This is a genomic window from Sphingomonas kyungheensis, from assembly GCF_037120395.1.
GTDB lineage: Bacteria > Pseudomonadota > Alphaproteobacteria > Sphingomonadales > Sphingomonadaceae > Sphingomonas > Sphingomonas kyungheensis.
Window position 1 is genome coordinate 23,633 of sequence record NZ_JBBBDM010000007.1, and the last position, 23,473, is coordinate 47,105.

Here is a 23,473-nt window from a genome sequence, read left to right on the forward strand (position 1 = left end):
TCATTCTCAGGCGGCGAACAGTTCGAGCTGCTGCCGCTTCGGCGCGACGAGCGGCTTGAGATCGGCACGATCGGTGAGCAGCACCGGCCGCCAATCCTCGGCGACGATGAACGGGCGGACCTTGGCGACGCTCACCGTCAGCCGTGCGACATCGTCGAGCCGCAGCCGGCGCCAGCGGCGGCTGGCGACGATCCGGTTGACCGCCTTGACGCCCAGACCGGGGACGCGGAGCAGCAGCTCGCGGGGCGCGCGATTGACGTCGACCGGGAAGCTGTCGCGGAACTTGAGCGCCCAGGCGAGCTTCGGATCGATATCGAGCGGCAGCATGCCGGTCGCATCGTCGGCGGCGGCGACCACCTCGTGCGGGCTGTAATCGTAGAAGCGCATCAGCCAGTCCGACTGATACAGGCGATGTTCGCGCATCAGCGGCGGGCGTTGCAGCGGCAGCACCGTGCTCGCATCGGGGATCGGGCTGAATGCGCTGTAATAGACGCGGCGCAGGCCGAAGCGGTCATAGAGCGTCGAAGCGCGGGTGACGATTTCGCCATCGGTGGCGGCGTCGGCGCCGACGATCATCTGCGTCGACTGGCCGGCAGGGGCGAAGCGCGGCGCGGATTTGTACTTCCTGCGCGCGTCGCCGTTGTCGGCGATCGACGCCTTGACCTCGCCCATCGCGCCCTCGATCCGCGCGCCGTCCTTCTCGGGCGCGAGCCGCTTGAGGCCGCTGACCGTCGGCAGCTCGACGTTGATCGACACGCGATCGGCGTAAAGGCCGGCCTGATGGACCAGCTCGGGATCGGCGTCGGGGATCGTCTTGAGGTGGATGTAGCCGCGGAAGTGATGATCCTCGCGCAGGCTGCGCGCCACCTCGACCATCTGCTCCATCGTATAGTCGGAGGATTTGATGATCCCCGAGGACAGGAACAGCCCCTCGATATAATTGCGCTTGTAGAAGGCGATGGTCAGCTTGACGACCTCGTCGGCGGTGAAGCGGGCGCGGCGGACGTTGCTGCTCTTGCGGTTGATGCAATAATGGCAGTCGAAGATGCAGCTGTTGGTCAGCAGGATCTTGAGCAGGCTGATGCAGCGGCCATCCGGCGCATAAGCGTGGCAGATGCCCATGCCCTCGGTCGAGCCCAGCCCCTTGCCGTCGCGGCTGTCGCGCTTGGCGGTGCCGGACGACGCGCAGGACGCATCATATTTCGCTGCGTCGGCGAGGATCGCCAGCTTTTCCCGCGTGTCGAGCTGCGCCATTCGTTCGATATACGTTCCGCATCGGGTGGCGACAAGGTCGGCGGCGGACACATGATATTGATCGAGGGCAATATCACCGCAATGCGCGCGGTGCAGAACGCGTCTGGCAGGGGCTGGAGGAGGACGAGACCATGATCCACAGCGACACGCCCTATCTGTCCGACCGGTCGTTCACCGAAGCGGTGCGCGCTATCCAGGCGGACCATCCCGCCGCCGCCGCGGTGCATCAGGAGATGTGTTTGCTCTACACCAGCCGTGTGATCGCGGGCCTGCTGCGCCGACCGCGGCTGCGCGGCCGGGCCTGACGCGCCGGCGGCGCGGCCCGTCACTCCGCGGTGAGCAGCTCGGTCGCGCCGCCGAGATCGACCGAGACCAGCCGGCTGACGCCGCGCTCGACCATCGTCACGCCGAACAGCCGGTGCATGCGGCTCATCGTCACCGCATTGTGCGTGACGACCAGATAGCGGGTATCCGTATCCCGCGACATCCGTTCGAGCAGGTCGCAGAAACGTTCGATATTGGCGTCGTCGAGCGGCGCGTCGACCTCGTCGAGCACGCAGATCGGCGCGGGGTTGGTGAGGAACAGCGCGAAGATCAGCGCCACTGCGGTCAGCGCCTGCTCGCCGCCGGACAATAGGGTCAGCGACTGGAGACGCTTGCCCGGCGGCTGGGCGAGGATCTCCAGCCCGGCCTCGAGCGGATCGTCCGAATCGACGAGTTGCAGGTGCGCCGCGCCGCCGTCGAACAGGGTGGCGAACAGCCGGCGGAAATGGCCGTCGACCGCGGCGAAGGCGGCGAGCAGCCGCTGGCGGCCTTCGCGGTTGAGCGTGCCGATCGAGCCGCGCAGCCGGTTGACTGCCTCGCCGATCTCGTCGCGCTCGGCGGCATTGGCGGCGTGGCTCGCCTCGATGTCGGCGAGTTCGCGTTCGGCGACGAGGTTGACCGGGCCGATCCGCTCGCGATCGGCGACGAGCCGGTCGTGCGCCGCGCTTTCCTGATCGGGCGTCCGGACCTCGGCGACGGCGAAGGCGAGCCGCTCGGGCAGCACCGGCGCGGGGCAGCCGAACCGCTCGCCCGACAGGCGACCGAGCTCGAGGCGGCGCTGCTCGTGATGCTCGCGCCGCGCGGTGCTGCCGGCGCGCGATTCGCGGGCGCGGCTCAGCGTCTCGATCGCCGCGCGCTGCGCCGCCTCCGCCGCGCGGGAGCGCTGCTCGGCATCGCGTTCGGCCGCCGCCTGCGTCTCAGCGTCGCGGCGGGCGGCGTCATGTCCCGCCGCTTGCGTCAGGATCGCCGCGTCGAGTGCGGCCGGGCGACCCTCCGCCTCCGCGACCTCCACGGCGAGGGCGGTATCGCGCGCGTCCATCGCGGTGATCCGTTTCGCCGCCTCGCCGGCGCGGGCGCGCCAGCTGCGCACGTCGGCCTGCGCCGCGGCGAGCCGCTCGCGCTGCGCCTGGACGCTGCGATCGAGCGTCGTGCGCCGGTCGCGCGCGGCCGCGACGGCGGCGCGGTGCCGGTCGGCGATCTGCGCCAGCGCCGCGACCGCGGCGGCACCGTCGCGGCCATCGGGCAGCGCATCGCGCGCCGCCTGCGCCGCGGCATGGTCGGCGCGGGCCTCGTCGCGTTCGCCGCCGATCCGGGCGGCGCGCGCGTCGAGGTCGGCGCGCTGGCCGGCGAGCCGTTCGAGCGCAGTCGCGGCACGATCTTCCGTGCGCGCGGCGTCGCGCCCCGCGGTTTCCGCCTGCGCCAGCGCCGACCGTGCCTGCTGCGCCGTGCGCCGGGCCGCGGCGATCCGCTCCTCGACCGCCTGGCGCGCCGCCTCGGCCGCGTCGAGCGCCGCGGCGGCGGCAGGACGCGCGGCGGCCAGCGCCTGCAGGCGGTTGAGCCGTTCGAGCCGCTCCGCCGCCGCGGCGCCGCTGTTGCGCGCGACATAGCCGTCCCACCGCCGCAGCCGCCCGTCCGGCGTCACCAAGCGCTGCCCGACCGCGAGCGGCTGGCCCTCCTCGCTGCCGACGAACACCTGCGCCAGCCGCCGCGCCAGTGCTGCGGGCGCGGCGACATGCGCGCCGAGCGGCTCGGTCGCGGCGGGCGGCGGCGGATCATCGCCAGCGACTGCCGCACCGGTCCAGGCGGAGAGGTCGCGATCGAGATCGTCGCCCAGCGCCGCGGCGAGCGCGCGTTCATAGCCGGCGGCCGGCGCGACATGATCGAGCAGCCGGTCACGCCCGCTGCGCTGCGTCGCCTTGGCCAGCGCCGCCGCCTCGCTGTCGAGCGCGGCGAGCTCGGCGCGGGCGGCGGCACGCGCGCTCTCCGCGGCGTCGCGATCGGCGGCGGCGGTGCGCTCGGCATCCTCGGCAGCGGCGAGCGTCGCGCGGGCCGCTTCCGCAGCGGCGATCGCCTCGCGACGGTGCACCGCGGCCGCGTCGCGCGCCGCCGTGAGCGGTTCCGCATCCCCCAGCGCGGCGAGCGCCTGCGCGACCTGTGCCGCCTCGCGCTCCGCCCGATCGGCGCGCGTGCGGGCCGCGGCGAGCGCCGCGTCGGCGACGCGCGCCTCCGCCGCCTCGCTCGCCTGCCGCGCCATGCCCTGCGCGAGCGCGACCTCGGCATCGCGCGCGTCGCGCTCCGCCGCCGCCAGCGCCGCATCGCAATCGGGCATGGCCGCCGCCGCCGCGGCGATCGCGGCATCGAGCGTCGCGACCTCGTCCGCCAGCCGGGTGAGCGCGGCGGCGGCATCGGCGGCGAGCGTGCCTTCGCGGGCACGATCCTCGGCGATGCGCCGGCGGGCCTCGGCGAGCTCGCTGACGCGCCGGGCCGCGGCGGCGCGCTCGCTGCGCAGGCCGGCGAGGCGATGGCCTGCCTCGCCCGCCGCGTCGCGGGCGGCGAGTGCAGCGCTGCGGGCGAGCGCGACGGCGGCGGCGGCCTCGGCCTGCGCGGCGGCGGCCGCCTGTTCAGCGGCGGTGGCGGCGGCGACCGCGGCGTCGGCGGCCTCCGCCTCGGCGCGCGCGGCATCCGCGGCGGCGGCGGCCTCGCGCCAGCGCGCGAAGATCGTCCGCGCCTCGGCGACGCGGATCTGTTCGGACAGCGAGCGATAGCGTTCGGCGGCACGCGCCTGCCGCCGCAGATGGCCGGCGCGCGAATCCTGATCGGCGATCAGCTCGTCGAGCCGCAGCAGATTGGCCTCGGTCGCGCGCAATTTCTGCTCGGCGTCGCGGCGGCGGACGTGCAGGCCGGCGATCCCCGCCGCATCCTCCAGCATCGCGCGCCGTTCGGCCGGCTTGGCGGCGATCACCGCGCCGATCCGGTTCTGGCTGACCAGCGCCGGACTGTGCGCGCCGGTCGCCGCATCGGCGAAGAGCAGGCCGACGTCCTTGGCGCGGACGTCGCGCCCGTCGATGCGATAGGCGCTGCCGGCGCCGCGTTCGATGCGGCGCACGACCTCGCGCTCGGCGACCTCGCCGCCGGGGACGGGCGCGTCGAGCAGGATCGACACTTCGGCGAAATCGCGCGGCGGCCGCGTCGCGGTGCCGGCGAAGATGACGTCCTCCATCCCCGTGCCGCGCAGCGACTTGGCGCTGTTCTCGCCCATCGTCCAGCGCAGCGCTTCGAGCAGGTTGGACTTGCCGCAGCCGTTCGGCCCGACGACGCCGGTCAGCCCGCGCTCGATGACGAGGTCGACCGGATCGACGAAGCTCTTGAACCCGGCGATGCGAAGCCGCTTGATCTGCACCGGCTGCGGGTGCCGCTTCTGACGTGGCGTGGCAAGAGGGTGGCGTGTGGCCGCGGGGGATAGGGGTTCACGCAGAGGCGCGGAGGCGCGGAGAAGAAGGGCCGCGCCCGCAGAGGCGCAGAGAGCGCAGAGGATACGCGCGTGACGCGCTTTCCGAGCTCAAAGGTCGGGCACCATCTTTACCATCCCGTTCGCCCTGAGCCTGTCGAAGGGCATGAGACTCACCCGCCTTCGACAAGCGGAGGGCGAACGGTCGGGTAGGGCGGGCCGGCTCGACGCGAGGCCGTCGGGACGACCCTATGCCTCTGCGTCCTCTGCGCCTCTGCGCGAAAAACCTTCGTCGCCGCGCCTCCGCGCGAACCCATATCGTCGCGCCCGCACGCCAATCATCACGACCGGTCAGGGGAAGTCGAGGCCGGCGAAACCTACCGCTTCCCCCGTACCCGCGCTTACGCCCCCGCCGCCTTGAGCAGCGGCTCGAGCTGGCCCCAGCTCAGCGCGTCGATCTTCTTGCCGTTGAGGATCAGCGTCGGCGTGCCGGTGACGGTGCCGTCGGCGCTCTTGTCCTGCGTCTGCTTGGTCCAGCGGTCGATCTGCTTCATGTCGCCGAGGCACTGGCGCACCTTGGCTTCGGGGATGCCGCGCTGCTTGGCGAAGTCGATCAGGCCCATCTGCTCGGCCATCATGCGGATCGCATCGACCGGCTTGGCGCTCTGCAACTGCTGCTGCATCGCCGCCGGCATCGCCTGCAGCTTGGTGTTGAAGCCTTCCTGCGCCTGATACATCTGTTCGAGGATCGGGAAGAAGGCGCTCGCATCGGTGCAATTGCCGAGCAGCGCCGGCGGCAGGTCGGGTGCGCCGTGGACGAGGAATTCGCGATATTCGAAGCTGACCTTGCCCGGCTTGACGTACTTTTCGAGCAACGGCGCAAAGCCCTCGCGCGCCAGCGCGCCGCAGGTCGGGCACAGCCGCGAGCCGTATTCGACGAGCTTGATCGGCGCATTGGGGTTGCCGACGATCGTCCCCTCGGCGGTGCGCGAGGCGGTCTCGGTCCAGCTCTGGCCGGCGGGTGCGGCGACCGCGGCGGCGGGGCTGGCCGGGGCGGACGGCGTACCGGCCTCCTTCGAACAGCCCGCCAGCGCGAGCGACAGCACGGCGAGCGAGGCAAACATCTTCATGAAAGGCTCCGTTATTGTGCGCGCTTGGCGCGCCTGTCTCTTATCGCGCGCCCTTGGCGCGCAGGGCGGGTTCGAGCTTGTCCCAGCCGGCGGGCGGCTGGAGTTCGCCGTTGATGTAGAAGGTCGGCGTGCTGTTGACCTCGATCGGCGCGTCGCCGGTCATCGCGGTGATCCGCGCCACCTCCGCCTTGTCGGCGAAACAGGCGTTGACCTTCGCCGGGGTGAGGCCGCGCTTGAGCATCGCCGCGGTGAGTCCGCTCGCATCGGCATAGCTGCGCGCTTGGACGATCAGCGGCTTGGCGGCGATGTCGGGATGCGCCTGCTGATAGGCGCCGGCCTTGTCCAGCCATGTCGCCTGCGTCGCGAAGATCATCGCATGCGCGCCGGCGAAACCGCGGGCGCCGCCGCATCGCGCGAGGATCGCCGCGCCGAGGTCGGCGGGGTCGCGGATCAGATGGCGATATTCCAGGCTGACCTTGCCCGAAGGGATCATCTGCCCCTTCAGCACGGGCGCGCTCTTTTCGGCGAAGTCGGCGCAATGCGAACAGGTGTAGCTGCCATATTCGATCAGCTTGACCGGCGCGGTCGGGCTGCCGATCACATAGGCGCCCTTGGCGGTCTGGCGCACGGTCTGGCCGCTGTCGGCGGCGGGCGCGGCGGCGACGAGCAGCAGGGCGAGCGGAGCGAGGCGGGGCAGGGTCGTCATGGCGATCATCCTATCCTGGGAAGGCCGCGGCTGGCGTGGACGCCCGCGGCGAGCGATTCGAGCACGGCGCGCAATTCGGGATCGGCGATCCGCTTCAGCCCCTCGCCGATCTCGGCGGGGGCGGGCTTGAGCGACGCGGGCGCGCTGCGCGGCATCGGCTTGGCGACCTCGCCCTGGCGGATGGTCAGCCGGGCCACCGCAACATAGCCGAAGAAGCGGTTGACCCGCTCGATGATCTCGGGCGCGATATGCTGCATCATCGGCGCATGGGCGCCGCGCACGACGATGGTCAGCACGCCGTCCGCCTTCTTGCCCGGCGGGAAGCGCAGCGATTCGGGGGCGGAGGCCGCGGCCCAGCGGGTGCCGACGATCTCCGGCCAGCGCGTGACCAAGGCACTCTGCACGAAGCCGAATCGCTTGAATGCGGCGCCGTGGATGGCGGGCAGCAGCTCGCTCACCGCGCGGGCGCGATTCTGGCGGGGGGGCTCGGCTTCGGGGGCGCGGATGCGCTTGCTCATCGCCGGCTCCATGCCATAGCCAAGTCGTGGACGCTACTCGCTCTTATCCCGATGCCGCGGCGATATCCGCGTTGCTGCTCGCCTGGTACGACCGGCACCGCCGCGTGCTGCCGTGGCGCGCGCTGCCCGGCGAGACCGCCGATCCCTATCGCGTCTGGCTGTCGGAGGTAATGCTGCAGCAGACGACGGTGGCGGCGGTGCGGCCGCGGTTCGCGGCATGGGTGGCGCGCTGGCCCGATTTCGCCAGCCTTGCCGCCGCCGAGGAAGCGGAGGTGATGGCTGCCTGGGCGGGGCTCGGCTATTATGCCCGCGCACGCAACCTCGTCGCCGCAGCGAAGGCGGTGGTCGCCGATCACGGCGGCGTCTTTCCGCAGGACGAGGCGGTGCTGCGGACCTTGCCGGGGCTCGGCGCCTATACCGCAGCGGCGGTGGCGGCGATCGCCTTCGGCCGGCGCGCGGTGGTGGTCGACGCCAATGTCGAGCGCGTCGTCGCGCGGCTGTTCGCGATCCGCCAGCCGCTGCCGCAGGCGCGCGTCGCTATCCGCGCCGCCGCCGACACGATCACGCCCGACGCGCGCGCCGGCGACTTCGCGCAGGCGATGATGGACCTCGGCTCGGCTATCTGCACGCCGAAGAAACCGTCCTGCCTGCTCTGCCCGCTCGCCGCCGAATGCCGCGCCCGCCACGAAGGATCGCCGGACGCGCTGCCGGTCAAGGCGGCGAAGAAGGCCAAGCCGCAGCGCCACGGCACGATCTTCTGGCTCGAACGCGACGGCGCGGTGCTGCTCGTCACCCGACCGGGCAAGGGTCTGCTCGGCGGCATGCGCGCGTTGCCGACCGGACCGTGGAGCGATGCGCCGCCGGGCCTCGCCGACGCACCGGTCACCGCCGACTGGCAGATGCGCAACGCGACGGTTGCGCATGGCTTCACGCATTTCGACATAGAACTCGCGCTTGCCGTCGCCGGGGGGCAGGCGCATCAGGCGGCGGAGGGCGAATGGTGGCCGATCGCGGAACTCGACCGTGCCGGCCTGCCGACGCTGTTCGCCAAGGCCGCCGCGGCGATCATGAGGAAGGACGGATGACGCGATTGCACCGGATTGTCGGATCGACGCTCGGCCTCGGCCTCGTCGCGCTGCTCGCCGCCGCCGCGCCGGGCGGGCCGCTGCCGTCTCCTGCGACGGCGACGGGAACCGCAACGGAGAACGCCGCCCTGCCGCAGACGCAGGCGCTGTTCGACGGCTATGTCCGGGACGGCAAGATGCCGGGCATCGTCGCCGCCTTCGGCATCGGCGACCAGCCGACGCGCTTCGTCGCGGCGGGCCGGCTCGCCAGCGATGACGATGCCGCCGCGGTCTCACCCGACAGCCTGTGGCGCGTCTATTCGATGACCAAGCCGATCACCGCGATGGCGGCGATGCTGCTGATCGAGGAGGGCAGGATCGGCCTCGACGATCCGGTCGCGCGCTACATTCCCGCCTTCGCGCATATGACGGTGGCGACGCATCCCGAGACCAGCCTCGCCGGCGTGCCGGCGCAGCGGCCGATCACAATCCGCATGCTGCTCACCCACACCTCGGGGCTGAGCTACAACATCCTCGCCAAGGGGGCGCTGCTCAGGGAATATGAGCGGCTCGGCATCCTGCCCGCCGCGGTCAGCGCGAGCATCGAGCCGGCGATGCGCCGCACCCGCCCGGCGACGCTCGCCGCCTTCGCCGATCGCGTCGCGCAGGCGCCGCTGATCGCGCAGCCGGGCACCGCATGGCATTATTCGGTCGGGCTCGACGTGATCGGCCGGGTGATCGAGATCGCCGGCGGCATGCCGTTCGACCAGTTCGTCAACCGGCGCATCCTCGCGCCGCTCGGCATGACCTCGACCTATTGGACGGTGCCGCGCGGCGAGGCGGGGCGGCTCGCGACCAATTACGCCTTCACCGGCGATGCGCTGGTGCCGCTCGATCCCGCCGCGACCTCGGTCTTCCTCCAGCCGCCGAGTTTTCCCTATGGCGGCGCCGGGCTGGTCAGTTCGGCGCGCGATTACGACCGTTTCCTCCACATGTTGAGCGACGAGGGCACGCTCGACGGCGTGCGGATCCTCAAGCCGGAGACGGTGCGGCTCGCCCTGTCCAACCTGCTCCCCGCCGGCGTCAGCTATGGCGGCGTGCGCGGCGCGACCGGCGGGGCGAGCGGGCAGGCGACGCCGATGGGCTATGGCGCGGGCGGCTCGGTCTATCTCGCCGACGGGCCGGGCGGCATTCCGTCTAAGGGCACTTATGGCTGGGGCGGGGCGGCGGGGACGATCGCCTTCGTCGATCCGGTGAAGAAGATACGGGGTACGATCATGGTCAATTACTTCCCGGCCGACCGCTGGCCGGTGCGCGAACAGACGGTGCGCGCGTTCATCGCCGATTTGGCGCGGGGGCAGCGATGACCCCCGGCTTCACCGGCGGCACGCTCGATCGTGCCGATGCGCTGCGCCACGACGCCGAAGCGCTCGCCGCCAAGCTTGCCGATGCGCGGGTGCTGGCGCTCGACGGGCTGATGCCGGCGGTCGCCGCGGACGGGCAGCTCGCCTGGATCGCGCGCGACGCGGTGCCCGCCGATGCCGAGCTGGTCCTGCTCGGGCTCGATGCGCAGGGCCGGGCGCATGCCGCGGTGCTGCCCGCGGCGGGCGAGGAGGGGACGGCGCCGGCGATGCGCTCGCCCGCGCTGATGGCGGTGCTCGCCGCGTTGCAGCCGGGCGAGGCGGCGACCTATGCGACGGCGCGCAGCCTGCTCGACTGGCATGCGCGGCATCGCTTCTGCGCGCGCTGCGGCGCGACGACGCACGCCTTCCGCGCCGGCTGGGGGCGGCTGTGCGATGCCTGCGGCACCGAACATTTCCCGCGTGTCGACCCGGTGGTGATCATGATCGCCGAACATGACGGGCGCGCGCTGCTCGGCCGCGGCAAGGGCTGGCCCGAGGGGCGCTATTCTGCGCTCGCCGGCTTCCTCGAACCCGGTGAATCGATCGAGGAGGCGGTGGCGCGCGAGATCGGCGAGGAGGCGGGCGTGCGCGTCGGCCAGGTTCGCTATGTCGCCAGCCAGCCCTGGCCCTTCCCCTCGTCGCTGATGATCGCCTGTGTCGGCGTCGCCGAGGACGATGCGATCACGCTCGACACCAACGAGCTGGAGGACGCAATGTGGGTGCCGCGCGAGATGGTCCGCGCGGTGCTGGCGGGCGAGGCGGGGCCGTTCCTGCCGCCGCCGCCCTATGCGATCGCGCACACGCTGCTGACCGTCTGGGCGGCGGAGCCGGCCGCCGGCTGAGCGGCGGGTGACCCGTCACCGCATCGCCGCGACCAGTTCGTCGAGCGATGCGGTGGCGAAGCTCGTCATGTCGTCGGCCAGCGCATAGGGCAGCAGCAGCGTCCGCCCACGCACCAGCGCGCCGCAGGAATAGACGACGTTGGGCACGTAGCCGTCCCACGTCTCGCCGTCCGGCGCGATCAGCGGTTCGGGCAGGCGGCCGAGCACCTTGGTCGGATCGTCGCGATCGAGCAGCGCGGCGCCGATGCAATAGCTGCGCACCATGCCCACCCCATGGGTCAGCACCAGCCAGCCCTCGTCGATCTCGATCGGCGAGCCGCAATTGCCGATCTGCACGAACTCCCACGGATATTCGGGCGTCATGATCCGCACCGGATCGTCCCAGGCGAGCGGCGTGTCGCTGGTCGCATACCAGAGGTTCTCGTTGTCGTGGCGGAACAGCGCCGCGAACTTGCCGTCGATCCGGCGCGGGAACAGCGCCATGCCCTTGCCGCTCGCCACCGGCCCGTCGACCGGATGCATGTGGAACAGGCGGAAATCGTCGGTCTGCAGCACCTCCTGCCGCGCGCCCTGGCCGCCGACCGCGGTATAGGTGCCGATATAGGTCTCGCGATCGTCATCATCGCGGAAGCGGACGAGGCGCAGATCCTCGATGCCGCGATTCTGGCTCTCGACCACCGGGAACAGCACCGTCTCCGACGGTTCGCGCGCGTCGCGGCAGTTGAGCTGGACCAGCGCCTTCGCACCGATTTCGCGGATCAGCTCGGGCGCGGGCTGCTCGATCACCGGCGGCACGCCCTGACCGCTCGGCGTGTCGATCACCAGCTGATCCTCCCCCGGCCCCCAGATGCCGGTGCGGAAGGTGACCGACGACAGATGCCCCTCGCCGATCCCGCGCAGCGACAGGACGAAGCGGATCGCGCCGTCCGGGCAGTCGCCCTGATCGGGATGGGGGACGATGCTGGGGTTGAACAGCGCCGCCGCCTCGAACGAATATTCGGCGCTGAAATAGGCGCCGATCAGCATCTTGCGCGAATCGGCGAGGGTCGGATCGAGCTTCAGTCCGGGCGCGACCTCGTCGAAGCGGCGCAGCAGCAGTTCGGGGATCTCGCGGTGGCGCGAGCCCAGCCCCTCGACGACGGTGGCGACCTGCGCGTCGATGGCCTCTTTGGGCATCGCCAGCATCCGCTCGACGATCCGGTCGCCGCGGGGCTTGCCCTCGACTCGGAACGGATCGGGGTCTTCGGGTAGGAAGGGGCGGATGACGGTGCGTTTGGGATCGGGCAGCAGCGTGGGCGTGAGGTGGCGGACGAAGGAAGCGGCCAAGGGACCCTCCGGATAAGCGATCCCGCCGGCGGCTGCCGGCGTCCCACGTCAGACGCGTAACCGGCCCGGTGGGTCCCTTTCTACCACGTCTGGTGTGTCAGGAATGATTGCCGGCGAGCAGGGCGTGCCAGTCGCGTGCGTCCGCGGCACGCGCCGCGGCGGTGATCGCGGCGAGCAAAGGCGGATCGCCGGCGACCTGCGGCGGCAGGCCGATGCCGGCTTCGGCGATGCGGCGGACCAGCGTCGCCGGCTCCGCGCCCTGTGCCGCGGCGGTGAGCTGGGCCGCCGCCGGATCGATGATCGCGACCCCTTCACGGCTGCGCTGGAGCAGGAAGGCGATCCAGCCGCCGAGCGCGGCGACGACATGGCGCGGCATCCGTCCGGCGGCGCGATGCGCGGCGAGCGTGTCGCCGAGCCGGTAGGGCAGCTTCTGCGACCCGTCGATCGCGATCTGGTCGAGCCGGTGGACGATCGCCGGGTTGCGGAAGCGCGCGAGCACCGCGGCGCGATAGCCGTCGAGGTCGAGCCCCGGCACCGTCGGCAGCATCGGCATGATGTCGTCGCGGATCATCGCGTCGACGAACCGGGCGAGCGCCTCGTCCGCCATCGCCGCCGCGACGCTGGCATGGCCGCGCAGCAGCCCGAGATAGGCGAGCGTCGAATGCGCGCCGTTGAGGATGCGCAGCTTGGCCTTCTCATATCCCGCGACGTCGCCGGTCAGCGTCGCGCCCGCCGCGGCAAGATCGGGTCCCGCCTGCCCGACATCCTCGATCACCCATTGGGTGAACCGCTCGCGCTGGACCGCGGCGCGATCCTCCAGCCCGATTTCCGCGGCGACGCTGGCGTAGAGCGCCTCGTCGGCTGCCGGGGTGATCGAATCGACCATCGTCGACGGCACCCGCACCTCGCCCGCGATCCAGTCGGCCAGTCCCGCGTCGCGCCTCCGCGCAAAGGCGACCAGCGCGGCGTGGAGCTTGGCGCCGTTGCTGGCGAGATTGTCGCACGGCATCGGCACGAACGGCCGCACACCCGCGTCGCGCCGCGCGGCGAGCCCGGCGACGATCCAGCCGACCACGCTCGCCGGCACTGCCGCCCCGGCGAGATCGTGGACGATATCGGGATGCGCCACGTCCAGCGTGCCGTCGCCGGCGAGGCAATAGCCCTTCTCCGTCACCGTCGTCGTCACCAGCGCGACGGCGGGATCGGCGAGCAGCCGGTGCGTCTCCGCCGCGGCATCGGGGGCGAGGAAGCGGCGGTGCGCGCCGATCACCCGCAGCGCCGGCTCGGCATCGCGGATCGCCAGCGTGTAGAGCCCGTCCTGCGCGGCGAGCGCGTCGATCGTCGAGCGGCTGCGCATCGACACCGCGGCGATCCCCCAGCGCGGATCATGGTGCAGGATCGTATCGATATAGGCGGCCTGGTGCGCGCGGTGGAAGGCGCCGGGGCCGAAATGGACGATGCCGACGCCTTCGCCCGCCGGTGCGGATGGCGTGACGCTGGCGGGCAGACGGTCGATCGTGCTGCGGGTCAATCGGGTCACAGGGTCTGCCTCTCGTCACTGTCCCGTCGCCGCGGGCGTAGATACCGGTGTCATCGCTCATGACGCACCGCCGCGGCGGGCGCAAGCCGCGGCGCTGGCGAAGCCTGCCGCGCGTCGCTACGGTCGCGCGATGCGCAGCTCCGGCCAGCCGACGATTAACGATGTGGCGCGGCTGGCGGGCGTGTCGAAGAAGACGGTGAGCCGCGTCATCAACGATTCGCCGCTGCTCCATGCCGAGACGCGCCGCCGGGTCGAGGCGGTGATCCGCGAACTGGGCTACGTCCCCAACCCGCAGGCGCGCGCGCTGGCGCTGCGGCGCAACTTCCTGATCGGCCTCGTCCACGACAATCCCAATGCGCAGACGGTGATGAACGTCCAGCAGGGGATGCTCGACGGCTTGCGCGGCACCGAATTCGAGCTGGTCGTCCGGCCGATCGACCGCGCCGCGCCGACGATGCTCGACGATCTGCGCCACGTGCTCGAGCGCCAGCGGCTGTTCGGCGTGCTGCTGATGCCGCCGATCAGCGAGGATGACGCGATCGCCCGGCTGTGCGAGGCGCTCGGCTGCCGCTACGTGCGGATGGGGTCGGCGCTGCTCGACACGCCGGCGCGGATGGTCGCCTCCAACGACCGCGTCGCGGTGGCGGAGGCGGCGGCGCATCTGCTCGCCAGCGGCCATCGCCGCATCGGCTTCATCGGCGGCCCGGCCGGCTTCCGCTCGGCGCACGAACGCCGCGCCGGTTTCGAGGCGGCGCTTGCCGCAGCCGGGCTGGCGTTGGGCGAGGCGCAGGTCGCGGCGGGCGACTATAGCTTCGCCGGCGGGCAGGCGGCGGCGGCGCGGCTGCTCGACGCCGATCCGCAACCGACCGCGATCTTCGCCTGCAACGACGAGATGGCGGCGGGCGCGCTGCACGCGGCGCGGGCGCGCGGGCTGGCGGTGCCCGACGATCTGTCGATCATCGGCTTCGACGACAGCGCGATCGCCGCGCACCTCTGGCCGCCGCTCACCACCGTCCGCTGGCCGAGCCGGACGATGGCCGCCGCCGCCGCGCGCAAGCTGATCGAGGACGAGGCCACCGTACCGACGCATTTCCCGTCGGCGCTGATCCCGCGTGGATCGGTCGCGCCGCCGCGGTGCTGACCGCCGCCGCCTGACCGCCCTGCGCGCCGCAAGCCGGTTGCGCACCGACCTGACACCGGTTACCACGCCGACCCATAACGCGACGGAGAGTGCGTCATGACCCGCAGCCTCGATCTGCATCCCGACCGGCTGTTCCCTGCCGACCCCGATACCCGCGCCATCGCGCGCACGCTCTATGCGACGGTCGCCGACCTGCCGATCGTCAGCCCGCACGGCCATACCGATCCTCTGTGGTTTGCCGACGACCGGCCGTGGACCGACGCGACCAGCCTGCTGCTCTCGCCCGACCATTATCTGTTCCGCATGCTCTACAGCCAGGGCGTCGACCTCGACGCGCTGGCGATCCCGCGCAAGGACGGATCGGTCAGCGCCGATCCGCGCGCGGCGTGGCGCCTGCTCGCCGATCACTATCATCTGTTCCGCGGTACGCCGTCGCGGATGTGGCTCGACCACGTCTTCGCCGAGGTGTTCGGCTTCGACGTCGCCTTCGAGCCGGCCACCGCCGATCTCTATTACGACATGATCGCCGAGAAGCTCGCCACCGATGCCTTCCGGCCGCGTGCGCTGTTCGACCGTTTCCGCATCGACTTCCTCGCCACCACCGAAGGCGCGCACGACAGTCTCGACGCGCACCGGCGCATTCGGGAGAGCGGCTGGGGCGGGCGGGTCGTCACCACCTATCGGCCCGATGGCGTGATCGACGTCGAGCACGAGCAATTCCCCGCCGCGCTGCGCCGCTTCGCCGAGCTGACCGGCGAGGATGTCTATGGCTGGCAGGGCTATCTCGCCGCGCACCGCAAGCGCCGCGCCGATTTCCGCGCCGCCGGTGCGACCGCGACCGATCACGGCCACCCCACCGCCGCCACCGCCAATCTGACTCCGGCCGAATGCGAGGCGCTGTTCGCCCGCATCACCGGCGGCAGCTGGACGCCGGCCGATGCCGAGCTGTTCCGCGCGCAGATGCTCACCGAAATGGCGGCGATGAGCGTCGAGGACGGCATGGTGATGCAGATACACCCCGGATCGGTGCGCAACCACAATGCCGGCCTGTTCGCCAGCCACGGCCGCGACAAGGGCGCCGACATCCCCGGTCGCACCGACTACGTCCATGCCTTGAAGCCGTTGCTCGACCGGTTCGGCACCTCGACCGACCTGTCGATCATCCTCTTCACGCTCGACGAGAGCGTCTATGCCCGCGAACTTGCGCCGCTCGCCGGTCATTATCCGTGCCTCAAGCTCGGTCCGGCCTGGTGGTTCCACGACAGTCCGGAGGGGATGCGCCGCTTCCGCGAGATGACCACCGAGACCGCCGGTTTCTACAATAGCGTCGGCTTCAACGACGATACGCGCGCCTTCCTGTCGATCCCGGCGCGGCACGACGTCGCGCGGCGGGTCGATTGCGGCTTCCTCGCCCGCCTCGTCGCCGAGCACCGGCTCGCGGACTGGGAGGCGGCGGAGCTGGCGCAGGAGCTGACCAGCGGCCTCGTCCGCCGCGCCTATCGTATCGATCGCTGAGGGAACGACCATGGGCAAGCTGCTCGCCTTCGGGGAAATCATGCTGCGGCTGTCGCCGCCGGGGCGCGAATTGCTACTCCAGTCGCCGCGCTTCGACGTGTGGGTCGCCGGGGCGGAGGCGAATGTCGTGACCGCGCTGGCGCGGCTCGACCATGACGTCGGGCTGGTCAGCATGGTGCCGGACAATGATCTCGGCCGCTCGGCGATCGCGACCTTGCGCGGCCATGGCGTCGACACGCGGACGATCCAGGTCGGCGGCGAGCGGATGGGGTTGTATTTCGTCACCTCGGGCGCGGGGATGCGCGCCACCGACGTCGTCTACGATCGCGCGCATTCGAGCTTCGCCGCGGCGCCGGTCGCGGCATGGGACTGGGATGCGCTGTTCGACGGCGTCGACTGGTTCCATTTGTCCGGCATCACCCCGGCGCTCGGCCCGGTGCCGGCGGAGAGTGCGATCGCGGCGGCCCGCGCCGCGGCGGCACGCGGCATCCCGATCTCGTTCGACGGCAATTACCGCGCCAAATTGTGGGAGCGGTGGGACAGCGACCCGCGCGGCATCCTCACCCGTCTGGTCGAACAGGCCGATCTGGTGTTCGGCAATCATCGCGACATCGCGCTGCTGCTGGATCGCGACTTCGCCGGTCATGACGCCGAGCAACGCCGCCGCGACGCGGCCGAGGCCGCCTTTGCCGCTTTCCCCAAGCTGACCACGATCGCCTCGACCGCGCGGCATGTCGAGACGGTCGACCTGCACCGCATCTCGGCGCGGGTCGATACGCGCGACGGCCATGCGCAGACCGACGAGGTGGTGCTCGCGGGGATCGTCGACCGGATCGGCGGCGGCGACGCCTTTGCCGCGGGTGTGCTGCACGCGTTGCGCGGCGGCGGCGACAGTGCCGCGGCGGCGGCGACGGGCCTCGCGCTGACCGCGCTCAAACATTCGCTGCCCGGCGATGCGGCGCTGTTCCGCCAGGCGGACATCGACGCCTATCTCGCCGGCGGGCTCGACGTCCGCCGCTAGGCGGCGCGCGCCCGCTGGATGCTGCTCCATGCGTAGAGGCCGCAGCCGAGCCAGATCAGTGCGAAGGTGGCGAGCTGCGTCGCGGTGATCGGCTCGCGATAGACCAGCACCGCTTCGAGGAATTGCAGCGTCGGCGCGATGAACTGGAGCAGCCCCATCGTCGTATAGCGCAGCCGCTTCGCCCCCGCCGCGAACAGCAACAGCGGCGCGGCGGTGACCGGGCCGGCGAGCAGCAGCAGCGTGGTCAGCCAGCCGTCATGCCACAGCACCGCGCTGCCGCTCCGCTCTGCCTGGACGAGGATCGCCAGCGCGAAAGGCGTGAGGATCAGCGTCTCCAGCGTCAGCCCGCCGAGCGCGTCGATGTGCGCGACCTTGCGGATCAGCCCATAGAATCCGAAGCTCAGCGCCAGCACCAACGACACCCACAGCGCCCCGCCGCCACCCGCCGCGAGGATCGCGACGCCGATCCCGGCGACGATCACCGCCGCCGCCTGCACGCGGCTGAGCCGCTCGCCGAGCAGCACCATGCCGAGCGCGACGTTGAGCAGCGGATTGATGAAATAGCCGAGGCTCGCCTCGACCAGATGATCGTTGCTGATCGCCCAGATATAGACGAACCAGTTGACCGCGATCAGCGCCGCGCTCGCCGCCAGCAACATCAGCACCCGCCCGCGCGCCGCGGCAAGCAGCGCCGGCCCGCGGCGCGTCGCGACGACGATCGCGAGGAGCAGCAGCAGCGACCAGAGAATGCGGTTGGCGAGCACCTGCACCGGCGCCACCGCCGCCAGCATGTGCAGATAGAAGGGCAGCAGCCCCCAGAGGATATAGGCGCCGCCGCCGTAGAGGAGGCCCTGGCGCGCGTCGGACGGTCCGGTCATGCGCCGGCTGTGCGACGTTCGTTGCCGCCGCGCAACAAAGTCCGACATGGCACTGGCGTTGGTTGACTTTGCCGCCCGCGCTTTTCCTCGACCCGATAGCCGTCTAGGGCGACCGGCATGACCAGCGGCATGCTCCACGACCTGTTCCTGTCGACGCTGATCAAGCAGGCGGGCGGCAACCGCCGTCGCTGGCGATTGGTGATCGGCGAAATCCGCCTCTACGATCCGGCGACACACGCGCATTGCAACTGGGCGGTGACGCCGACGGGCTCGGCGACCGAGAACGACATCGTCGAGCGGATCGCGGACGACCTGCGCCTGCGCCACCCGATCGTCACCGCGGGCTGACCGACGGCCGCGACGCGCGCGGTTCGTCGCCGAGGCCGCTACCATGATCCCGTGGTGCCGGCAGGGATCAGGTCGTCGTGAACATCGGCAAGGTGTTGAGAGATGCCGTCTTCGTCATGGCGTCGGCCGGCGTCGCCGGTCTGATCGTGGTCTGTTCGACGGAACGCTATGAAGGGATGATCGGCGAGGTCGATCCGGACGGCAGCCGGCTGACGCTATGCTCCATCCCGACGGACCCGGATTCGTCGCGCATGCTGGTATCCGTCGTGATGCTGATACCCGCGCTGATGCTGGCGGGAATCAGCGCCCGTCCGGTGCGGCGCCGATACCGCATCGCCATCAGCCTGGCCGTGCTGGCGCTGTGGCTCTATTGCTTCTTCGTCCGGTTCGCCGGCTGTGCCGCGTGAGGGACAGGCGGTCGTCCACGGCGGGCGGGTCAGGCATCCGACACGGGCCGGATGCGCCAGCCGCGGGGGATCAGCGGTCGAGCGACTCGCGCAGCGGCAGCGCGGCGATCTCGCCGAGCCAGGTGCGGATCGTGCTGCGGCCGAGCGGGCTCAGCGCCAGCATCGTCACGCGGCGGTCGCTGATGTCGTCGCTGCCATCGACCAGCCCGCGATCCTGCAACAGCTTGATCCAGCGCAGCGCGGTGGTGCGCGGCACGCCGGCGGCGGCGCAGCAGGCGTTGGTCGTCACCGTCGCGCCGTCGATCCCCTCGGCGAACAGGAACAGCATGATGTCGAGCCCGGGATTGGCGAACAGCGACGCCTCGAGATGCGTGCCGAGCTTGCGCCGCGCCGCGGTGATGCTCGTCGCCAGCGTCGCGAGCCGGGCGACCTCCGGGTCCTGCCCGTCGATCATCGGCGAAGCGGGCAGGCCGGCGAACGATCTGCTACCGGCGTCGACACCGCCAGGAAATGTAAAATCGTCGCGTACTCCGGCACCCATCGTGATCGTCGCTCCCGTAGACGCAGCAGGGCATAGCCGGAGCAGGTCCGAAATCAAGCTGCTACGTCAGTATCGGCGCAGCGCGACCGTCGTGGCTGGCGGTCGCTGCCGTGCGAATCATAGTGCTAACGCTACCAGACGCCGCTGTCACCCGCTTGCTGCACTGGACGCGAAGGATGGCAAGGGATTACCGCCCGTTTGGCCGGATCGCGGCGGTGGGGAGGGTTTCGATGAGCTGTTACCGATTGGATGACGCCGCACCGGCGCTGGGAGAGGATGTATTCGTCGCGCCGGGCGCGCACGTCATCGGCCGGGTCACGCTCGGCGAGCGCGCGTCGGTGTGGTTCGGCGCCGTCATCCGCGGCGACAATGATCCGATCACGATCGGCGCGGAGAGCAATGTCCAGGACGGCGCGATGATCCACGCCGATCCGGGCGCGCCGGCGACGATCGGCCGCGGCGTGACGATCGGCCATCATGCGATCGTCCATGGCGCGACGGTCGGTGACCATAGTCTGATCGGCATGGGGGCGACGCTGCTCAACCGTGCGGTGATCGGTGCGGAATCGATCGTCGGCGCGCAGGCGCTCGTCACCGAGGGCAAGGTCTTTCCGCCGCGCGCGCTGATCGTCGGGGCGCCCGCCAAGGCGGTGCGGCCGCTGACCGAGGCGGAGGTCGCGGGGCTGCGCGCCTCGGCGGCGACCTATGTCGCCAATGCGCGCCGCTATGCCGCGGGGCTGTCGCCGGCATAATGCGCCGCGTTGTCGCGGATGAAGGCGGCGGTGCGGTCGGGCTGGGTGATCGGCAGCATATGGCCGCCGTCGATCAGCTCGATGCGCGCGCCCGGAATCGTCGCCGCGGTGCGCGTGCCGTGCAGCGTCGCGCTGAGGATCGCGTCGCCGCGGCCGAACAGGATCGCCGTCGGCACGGTCAGCGTCGGATAGCGCGCGACGATCGCGGCGATCTCGTCCCCGGCGGCGGCGAGATCGGCGGCGGCGGCGGCGATCGCTTTGGGGCGGAGCGACAGCGCGCCGCCGCCGCGGGTGGCGAAATCGGCGGGTGCCTCCTCCGGCGCGAAGACCGCGGCGACCGTCCGCGCCGTGGTGAGCTGGCCAAGCGGCGTCGCCACAGTCTCCGCGACGATCCGGCGCAGCGCCGGCGGGATCACCGCCAGTCCGACGAAGGCGGCGGGGACGGACTGCGGCTGGGTGAAGGGGGCGATGAGCGCGAGGCCGCGGATCAGCTCGGGCCGCTGCGTCGCCAGCGCCAGCGCGACCGCGCCGCCGAGCGAATGGCCGACGATCAGCGGCCGGTCGAGCCCGAGCGTGGCGATGAACCGCCCGACGATCTCTGCCTGCGCCGCGATACCCGGCGTCGTCCCCTCGTCGGCGGTCGAATAGCCCGATCCCGGCCGGTCGAGCAGGAGGACGCGATGCGTCTCGGCGAGCCGGTCGAGCAGGGCATAGCGGAAGTTGCGCAACTGTCCGCCGAGGCCGTGGACCATGACGATCGTCGGCCCGCTGCCGCGATCGACATAATGGAGCCGTGCGCCCTTCACCTCGAGATAGCGGCCGTCGGGCGGCACCCGTCGTTCGACCTCAGCCGCGACGTGGCGCGAATAGAGCGACAGGCCGATGCCGCCCGCGCCTGCGCCGGCCAGTGTTGCGAGACCCCAGCGTAACGCGCGCTTCATGACCCTGGCTCCTGTCGGCGGTGCGAGTCCTTCATTGTAGCAGCCGCGCGGGCTTTGTCAGGCCGGATCGGCTCAGGCGGTGGTGACGATCCCGTCCACGACCGTCACCGGCCAGGCGGTGAGCCGCTGGCCGACGCAGGGGCCGCCGACGCACAGGCCATCGTCGATCGTGAACAGCGCGCCGTGCCAGCTGCACGCGATCAGCGCGCCGGACGGATCGAGATAGTCGTCGAGCGTCTGCGCCAGCGGCACCCCGGCATGCGGGCAGCGATCGACATAGCCGACCACCTGATCGGCGCGGCGGACGACGAAGCCGTGGAAGCGACCGGCGCGCAATTGCAGCACGAAGTTGCGCGCGCCGCCGTCGGCGATGGTGGCGAGCGGCGCGAGCGCGACACCCGGCGGGGTTGCCGACAGCCGTTCGCTCATCGGTCGGCGTCGGGCTGCCGGTCGGGATGCGCCGCCTCGGCCAGCGCCGTGGTCCGCTCCGCCGCGGCGACGCAATGCGGATAGGGCGCGACATCGACCTTGAAGCGCCGCGCCGAATAGAGTGCGGGGACGAGGATGCAATCGGCGAGCGTCGGCCGGTCGCCGTAGGCGAAACCGTCGCCATGCCGCGCGATCAGCGTCTCCGCCGCGGCGAGACCGAGGATGAGCCAATGGCCGGTCCATGCCGCGACCTGCGCGTCGGACGCGCCGAACTGCTCGCGCAGCAGCGACAGGGTGCGCAGATTGTGCAGCGGATGCGTGTCGGTGGCGATCGTCGCGATCATCGCGCGGACGATCGCCCGGCCCGTCGCATCGGCGGGCAGCAGCGGCGGCGTCGGATAGCGGTCCTCGAGCCATTCGAGGATCGCGACGCTCTGCGTCAGCACCTGTCCGTCGACCTCCAGCGCCGGCACCAGCCGCTGCGGGTTGAGCGCGGCATAGGCTGGGTCGGACTGGCCGCCGGTGCGCAGATCGTGCGTCACCTGCCGATAGGCCAGCCCCTTGAGCGCGAGCGCGATCCGCACGCGATAGGCGGCGCCCGACCGCCAATAGCCGTGCAGGATCACGGCAGCCGCGCCTTGGGGAAGTCCGCCCATACGGTATCATAGTCGAGCTGCGCATGATCGAGCGCGAAGCCGGTCGGGCGATAGGGCCAGCAGCTTTCCAGCATGAACGCCATCGTGCCGTCGATCTTGTGCGGCTTGAGCTCGGCGGCGGAGGCGGCCTGCCAGCTGGCGAGATCGGGGCCGTGGCCGGCCATCAGATTGTGCAGGCTGATCCCGCCCGGCGCGAAGCCGTGCGCCTTGGCGTCATAGGCGCCGGTGATCAGCCCCATCGCCTCCGACATGACGTTGCGATGGAACCACGGCGGGCGGAACGTGTCCTCGGCGACCATCCAGCGCGGCGGGAAGATAACGAAATCGGCATTGGCGCGGCCCGGCACGTCCGACGGGCTGGTCAGCAGCGTGAAGATCGACGGATCGGGATGGTCGAAGCTCACCGTGTTGATCGTGTTGAACCGCGCGAGGTCATAGCGCCACGGCGCGAGATTGCCGTGCCAGGCGACGACGTCGAGCGGGCTGTGGTCGAGCGTCGTCGTCCACAAAGACCCCATGAACTTCTGGATCACCTCGGTCGCCTCGTCGCGATCCTCGAACCAGGCGACGGGGGTTTCGAAGTCGCGCGGATTGGCGAGGCCGTTGGCGCCGATCGGGCCGAGATCGGGCAGGCGGAACAGGCTGCCGTGATTTTCGCAGACATAGCCCGTGGCGCTGCCGTCGGGGAGCCGCGCGCGGAAGCGCACGCCGCGCGGTACCAGCGCGATCTCGCCGGGACCGACGACGATCCGGCCGAGTTCGGTTAGCAGTTCGAGCCGCCCGGCCTGCGGCACAAACAGCAGCTCTCCGTCGGCGTCGGTGAAGACGCGGTGCGTCATGTCGGCGCTCGCCGCATAGACGTGCAGCGCCACGCCCTCCAGATCTGCGGGATCGCGGTTGGCGAGCATCGTCGTCATGCCGTCGATCAGATCGGTGCCCGGCGGTGCCGCGGCGACCGGGTCCCAGCGCAGCCGGTTGGGGGCGAGCGGCCGGTCGGCGGTGCCGGGGGCGAAGCGGGGCGCACCGGCATAGGGCGCATAGGGCGGGTGTTCGGCGGTCGGCCGCATCCGGTAGAGCCACGAGCGCCGGTTCTCGTGCCGCGGCGCGGTGAAGGCGGTGCCCGACAGTTGCTCGGCGTACAGGCCGAAGGCGGGCCGCTGCGGCGCGTTGCGCCCGACCGGCAGCGCGCCGGCGACCGCCTCGGTCGAGATATGGTTGCCGAAGCCGGGGATATAATCCGGCTCCGCGCGGGGGTGATGGACTGTCATTGTTTTGGCGTCCTCTCCTGC

General features: G+C 71.4%; 23 protein-coding genes. 10 read left to right on the top strand and 13 right to left on the bottom strand.

Going from position 1 to position 23,473, the window contains the following annotated elements:
• Positions 1-6: 6 nt before the first annotated feature.
• A complete protein-coding gene (locus V8201_RS13580; protein WP_271299881.1) occupies positions 7-1,254 on the bottom strand; it encodes a putative DNA modification/repair radical SAM protein in 1,248 nt (415 codons plus the stop codon).
• A 131-nt stretch (positions 1,255-1,385) separates the two neighbouring features.
• Here V8201_RS13580 and V8201_RS13585 point away from each other — a divergent pair, with 131 nt between their 5' ends.
• The gene (locus V8201_RS13585) at positions 1,386-1,559 is read left to right on the top strand and encodes a hypothetical protein (protein WP_153810809.1); all 174 of its coding nucleotides are present in this window, start codon (positions 1,386-1,388) and stop codon (positions 1,557-1,559) included.
• A gap of 20 nt (positions 1,560-1,579) precedes the next feature.
• Here the strand turns inward: V8201_RS13585 and V8201_RS13590 are convergent, their stop codons facing one another.
• The 4 genes from V8201_RS13590 to V8201_RS13605 all read right to left on the bottom strand — a co-directional run bounded on the left by V8201_RS13590 (position 1,580) and on the right by V8201_RS13605 (position 7,380).
• The gene (locus V8201_RS13590) at positions 1,580-4,978 is read right to left on the bottom strand and encodes a chromosome segregation SMC family protein (RefSeq protein ID WP_336545626.1); all 3,399 of its coding nucleotides are present in this window, start codon (positions 4,976-4,978) and stop codon (positions 1,580-1,582) included.
• Positions 4,979-5,427: 449 nt separating this feature from the next.
• On the bottom strand, positions 5,428-6,156 hold the full coding sequence (locus tag V8201_RS13595) for a thioredoxin domain-containing protein (RefSeq protein ID WP_336545627.1): 729 nt from the start codon (positions 6,154-6,156) through the stop codon (positions 5,428-5,430).
• A gap of 40 nt (positions 6,157-6,196) precedes the next feature.
• Positions 6,197-6,862: a DsbA family protein gene (locus V8201_RS13600; RefSeq protein ID WP_037531683.1), complete on the bottom strand. Its 666-nt coding sequence runs from the start codon at positions 6,860-6,862 to the stop codon at positions 6,197-6,199.
• 5 nt (positions 6,863-6,867) lie between these two features.
• Positions 6,868-7,380, bottom strand: a complete 513-nt coding sequence (locus V8201_RS13605) for a DUF721 domain-containing protein (RefSeq protein WP_235199495.1) — start codon at positions 7,378-7,380, stop codon at positions 6,868-6,870.
• A gap of 26 nt (positions 7,381-7,406) precedes the next feature.
• Between V8201_RS13605 and mutY the strand changes: the two genes are divergently transcribed.
• From mutY to nudC, 3 genes are read left to right on the top strand one after another with little or no spacing between them, the layout of a single operon-like run.
• A complete protein-coding gene (mutY, locus tag V8201_RS13610; RefSeq protein WP_336545628.1) occupies positions 7,407-8,465 on the top strand; it encodes an A/G-specific adenine glycosylase in 1,059 nt (352 codons plus the stop codon).
• Entirely contained in the window at positions 8,462-9,811 is a 1,350-nt protein-coding gene (locus V8201_RS13615; protein ID WP_336545629.1) for a serine hydrolase domain-containing protein, read from the top strand. Before mutY ends, V8201_RS13615 begins: the two co-directional genes overlap by 4 nt.
• On the top strand, positions 9,808-10,689 hold the full coding sequence (gene nudC, locus V8201_RS13620; RefSeq protein ID WP_037531559.1) for an NAD(+) diphosphatase: 882 nt from the start codon (positions 9,808-9,810) through the stop codon (positions 10,687-10,689). Before V8201_RS13615 ends, nudC begins: the two co-directional genes overlap by 4 nt.
• Positions 10,690-10,704: 15 nt before the next feature.
• Here the strand turns inward: nudC and V8201_RS13625 are convergent, their stop codons facing one another.
• Positions 10,705-12,015: a glycoside hydrolase family 130 protein gene (locus V8201_RS13625; protein ID WP_336545630.1), complete on the bottom strand. Its 1,311-nt coding sequence runs from the start codon at positions 12,013-12,015 to the stop codon at positions 10,705-10,707.
• Between the two features lie 97 nt (positions 12,016-12,112).
• Complete coding sequence (locus V8201_RS13630) at positions 12,113-13,555, bottom strand: mannitol dehydrogenase family protein (protein ID WP_336545631.1); 1,443 nt, start codon at positions 13,553-13,555, stop codon at positions 12,113-12,115.
• Between the two features lie 130 nt (positions 13,556-13,685).
• Between V8201_RS13630 and V8201_RS13635 the strand changes: the two genes are divergently transcribed.
• The 3 genes from V8201_RS13635 (at position 13,686) to V8201_RS13645 (ending at position 17,232) form a co-directional block, all read left to right on the top strand.
• The gene (locus tag V8201_RS13635; RefSeq protein WP_336545632.1) at positions 13,686-14,696 is read left to right on the top strand and encodes a LacI family DNA-binding transcriptional regulator; all 1,011 of its coding nucleotides are present in this window, start codon (positions 13,686-13,688) and stop codon (positions 14,694-14,696) included.
• A gap of 96 nt (positions 14,697-14,792) precedes the next feature.
• Entirely contained in the window at positions 14,793-16,211 is a 1,419-nt protein-coding gene (gene uxaC, locus V8201_RS13640) for a glucuronate isomerase (protein ID WP_271299890.1), read from the top strand.
• A 10-nt stretch (positions 16,212-16,221) separates the two neighbouring features.
• The gene (locus tag V8201_RS13645; protein WP_336545633.1) at positions 16,222-17,232 is read left to right on the top strand and encodes a PfkB family carbohydrate kinase; all 1,011 of its coding nucleotides are present in this window, start codon (positions 16,222-16,224) and stop codon (positions 17,230-17,232) included.
• On the opposite strand, the gene rarD is transcribed toward V8201_RS13645, so the two are convergent.
• Entirely contained in the window at positions 17,229-18,110 is an 882-nt protein-coding gene (gene rarD, locus V8201_RS13650) for an EamA family transporter RarD (protein WP_336545634.1), read from the bottom strand. The genes V8201_RS13645 and rarD overlap by 4 nt on opposite strands.
• A 117-nt stretch (positions 18,111-18,227) precedes the next feature.
• On the opposite strand from rarD, the gene V8201_RS13655 reads away from it, so the two are divergent.
• On the top strand, positions 18,228-18,458 hold the full coding sequence (locus tag V8201_RS13655) for a hypothetical protein (RefSeq protein ID WP_037531569.1): 231 nt from the start codon (positions 18,228-18,230) through the stop codon (positions 18,456-18,458).
• 77 nt (positions 18,459-18,535) lie between these two features.
• Entirely contained in the window at positions 18,536-18,865 is a 330-nt protein-coding gene (locus V8201_RS13660; protein WP_336545635.1) for a DUF2645 family protein, read from the top strand.
• Between the two features lie 70 nt (positions 18,866-18,935).
• Here V8201_RS13660 and V8201_RS13665 read toward each other — a convergent pair whose 3' ends face one another.
• On the bottom strand, positions 18,936-19,319 hold the full coding sequence (locus V8201_RS13665) for a helix-turn-helix domain-containing protein (protein ID WP_271299894.1): 384 nt from the start codon (positions 19,317-19,319) through the stop codon (positions 18,936-18,938).
• A gap of 317 nt (positions 19,320-19,636) precedes the next feature.
• On the opposite strand from V8201_RS13665, the gene V8201_RS13670 reads away from it, so the two are divergent.
• The gene (locus V8201_RS13670; protein ID WP_336545636.1) at positions 19,637-20,158 is read left to right on the top strand and encodes a gamma carbonic anhydrase family protein; all 522 of its coding nucleotides are present in this window, start codon (positions 19,637-19,639) and stop codon (positions 20,156-20,158) included.
• Here the strand turns inward: V8201_RS13670 and V8201_RS13675 are convergent.
• The 4 genes from V8201_RS13675 to hmgA all read right to left on the bottom strand — a co-directional run bounded on the left by V8201_RS13675 (position 20,131) and on the right by hmgA (position 23,452).
• The gene (locus tag V8201_RS13675) at positions 20,131-21,099 is read right to left on the bottom strand and encodes an alpha/beta fold hydrolase (protein ID WP_336545637.1); all 969 of its coding nucleotides are present in this window, start codon (positions 21,097-21,099) and stop codon (positions 20,131-20,133) included. The genes V8201_RS13670 and V8201_RS13675 overlap by 28 nt on opposite strands.
• Before the next feature lie 72 nt (positions 21,100-21,171).
• The gene (locus V8201_RS13680) at positions 21,172-21,528 is read right to left on the bottom strand and encodes a Rieske (2Fe-2S) protein (RefSeq protein WP_037531577.1); all 357 of its coding nucleotides are present in this window, start codon (positions 21,526-21,528) and stop codon (positions 21,172-21,174) included.
• Positions 21,525-22,184, bottom strand: coding sequence for a maleylacetoacetate isomerase (gene maiA / locus V8201_RS13685; protein ID WP_336545638.1), 660 nt, complete (start codon positions 22,182-22,184; stop codon positions 21,525-21,527). The genes V8201_RS13680 and maiA overlap by 4 nt, the downstream gene beginning before the upstream one ends.
• Complete coding sequence (gene hmgA / locus V8201_RS13690) at positions 22,151-23,452, bottom strand: homogentisate 1,2-dioxygenase (RefSeq protein ID WP_037531580.1); 1,302 nt, start codon at positions 23,450-23,452, stop codon at positions 22,151-22,153. Before hmgA ends, maiA begins: the two co-directional genes overlap by 34 nt.
• Between the last annotated feature and the right edge of the window lie 21 nt (positions 23,453-23,473).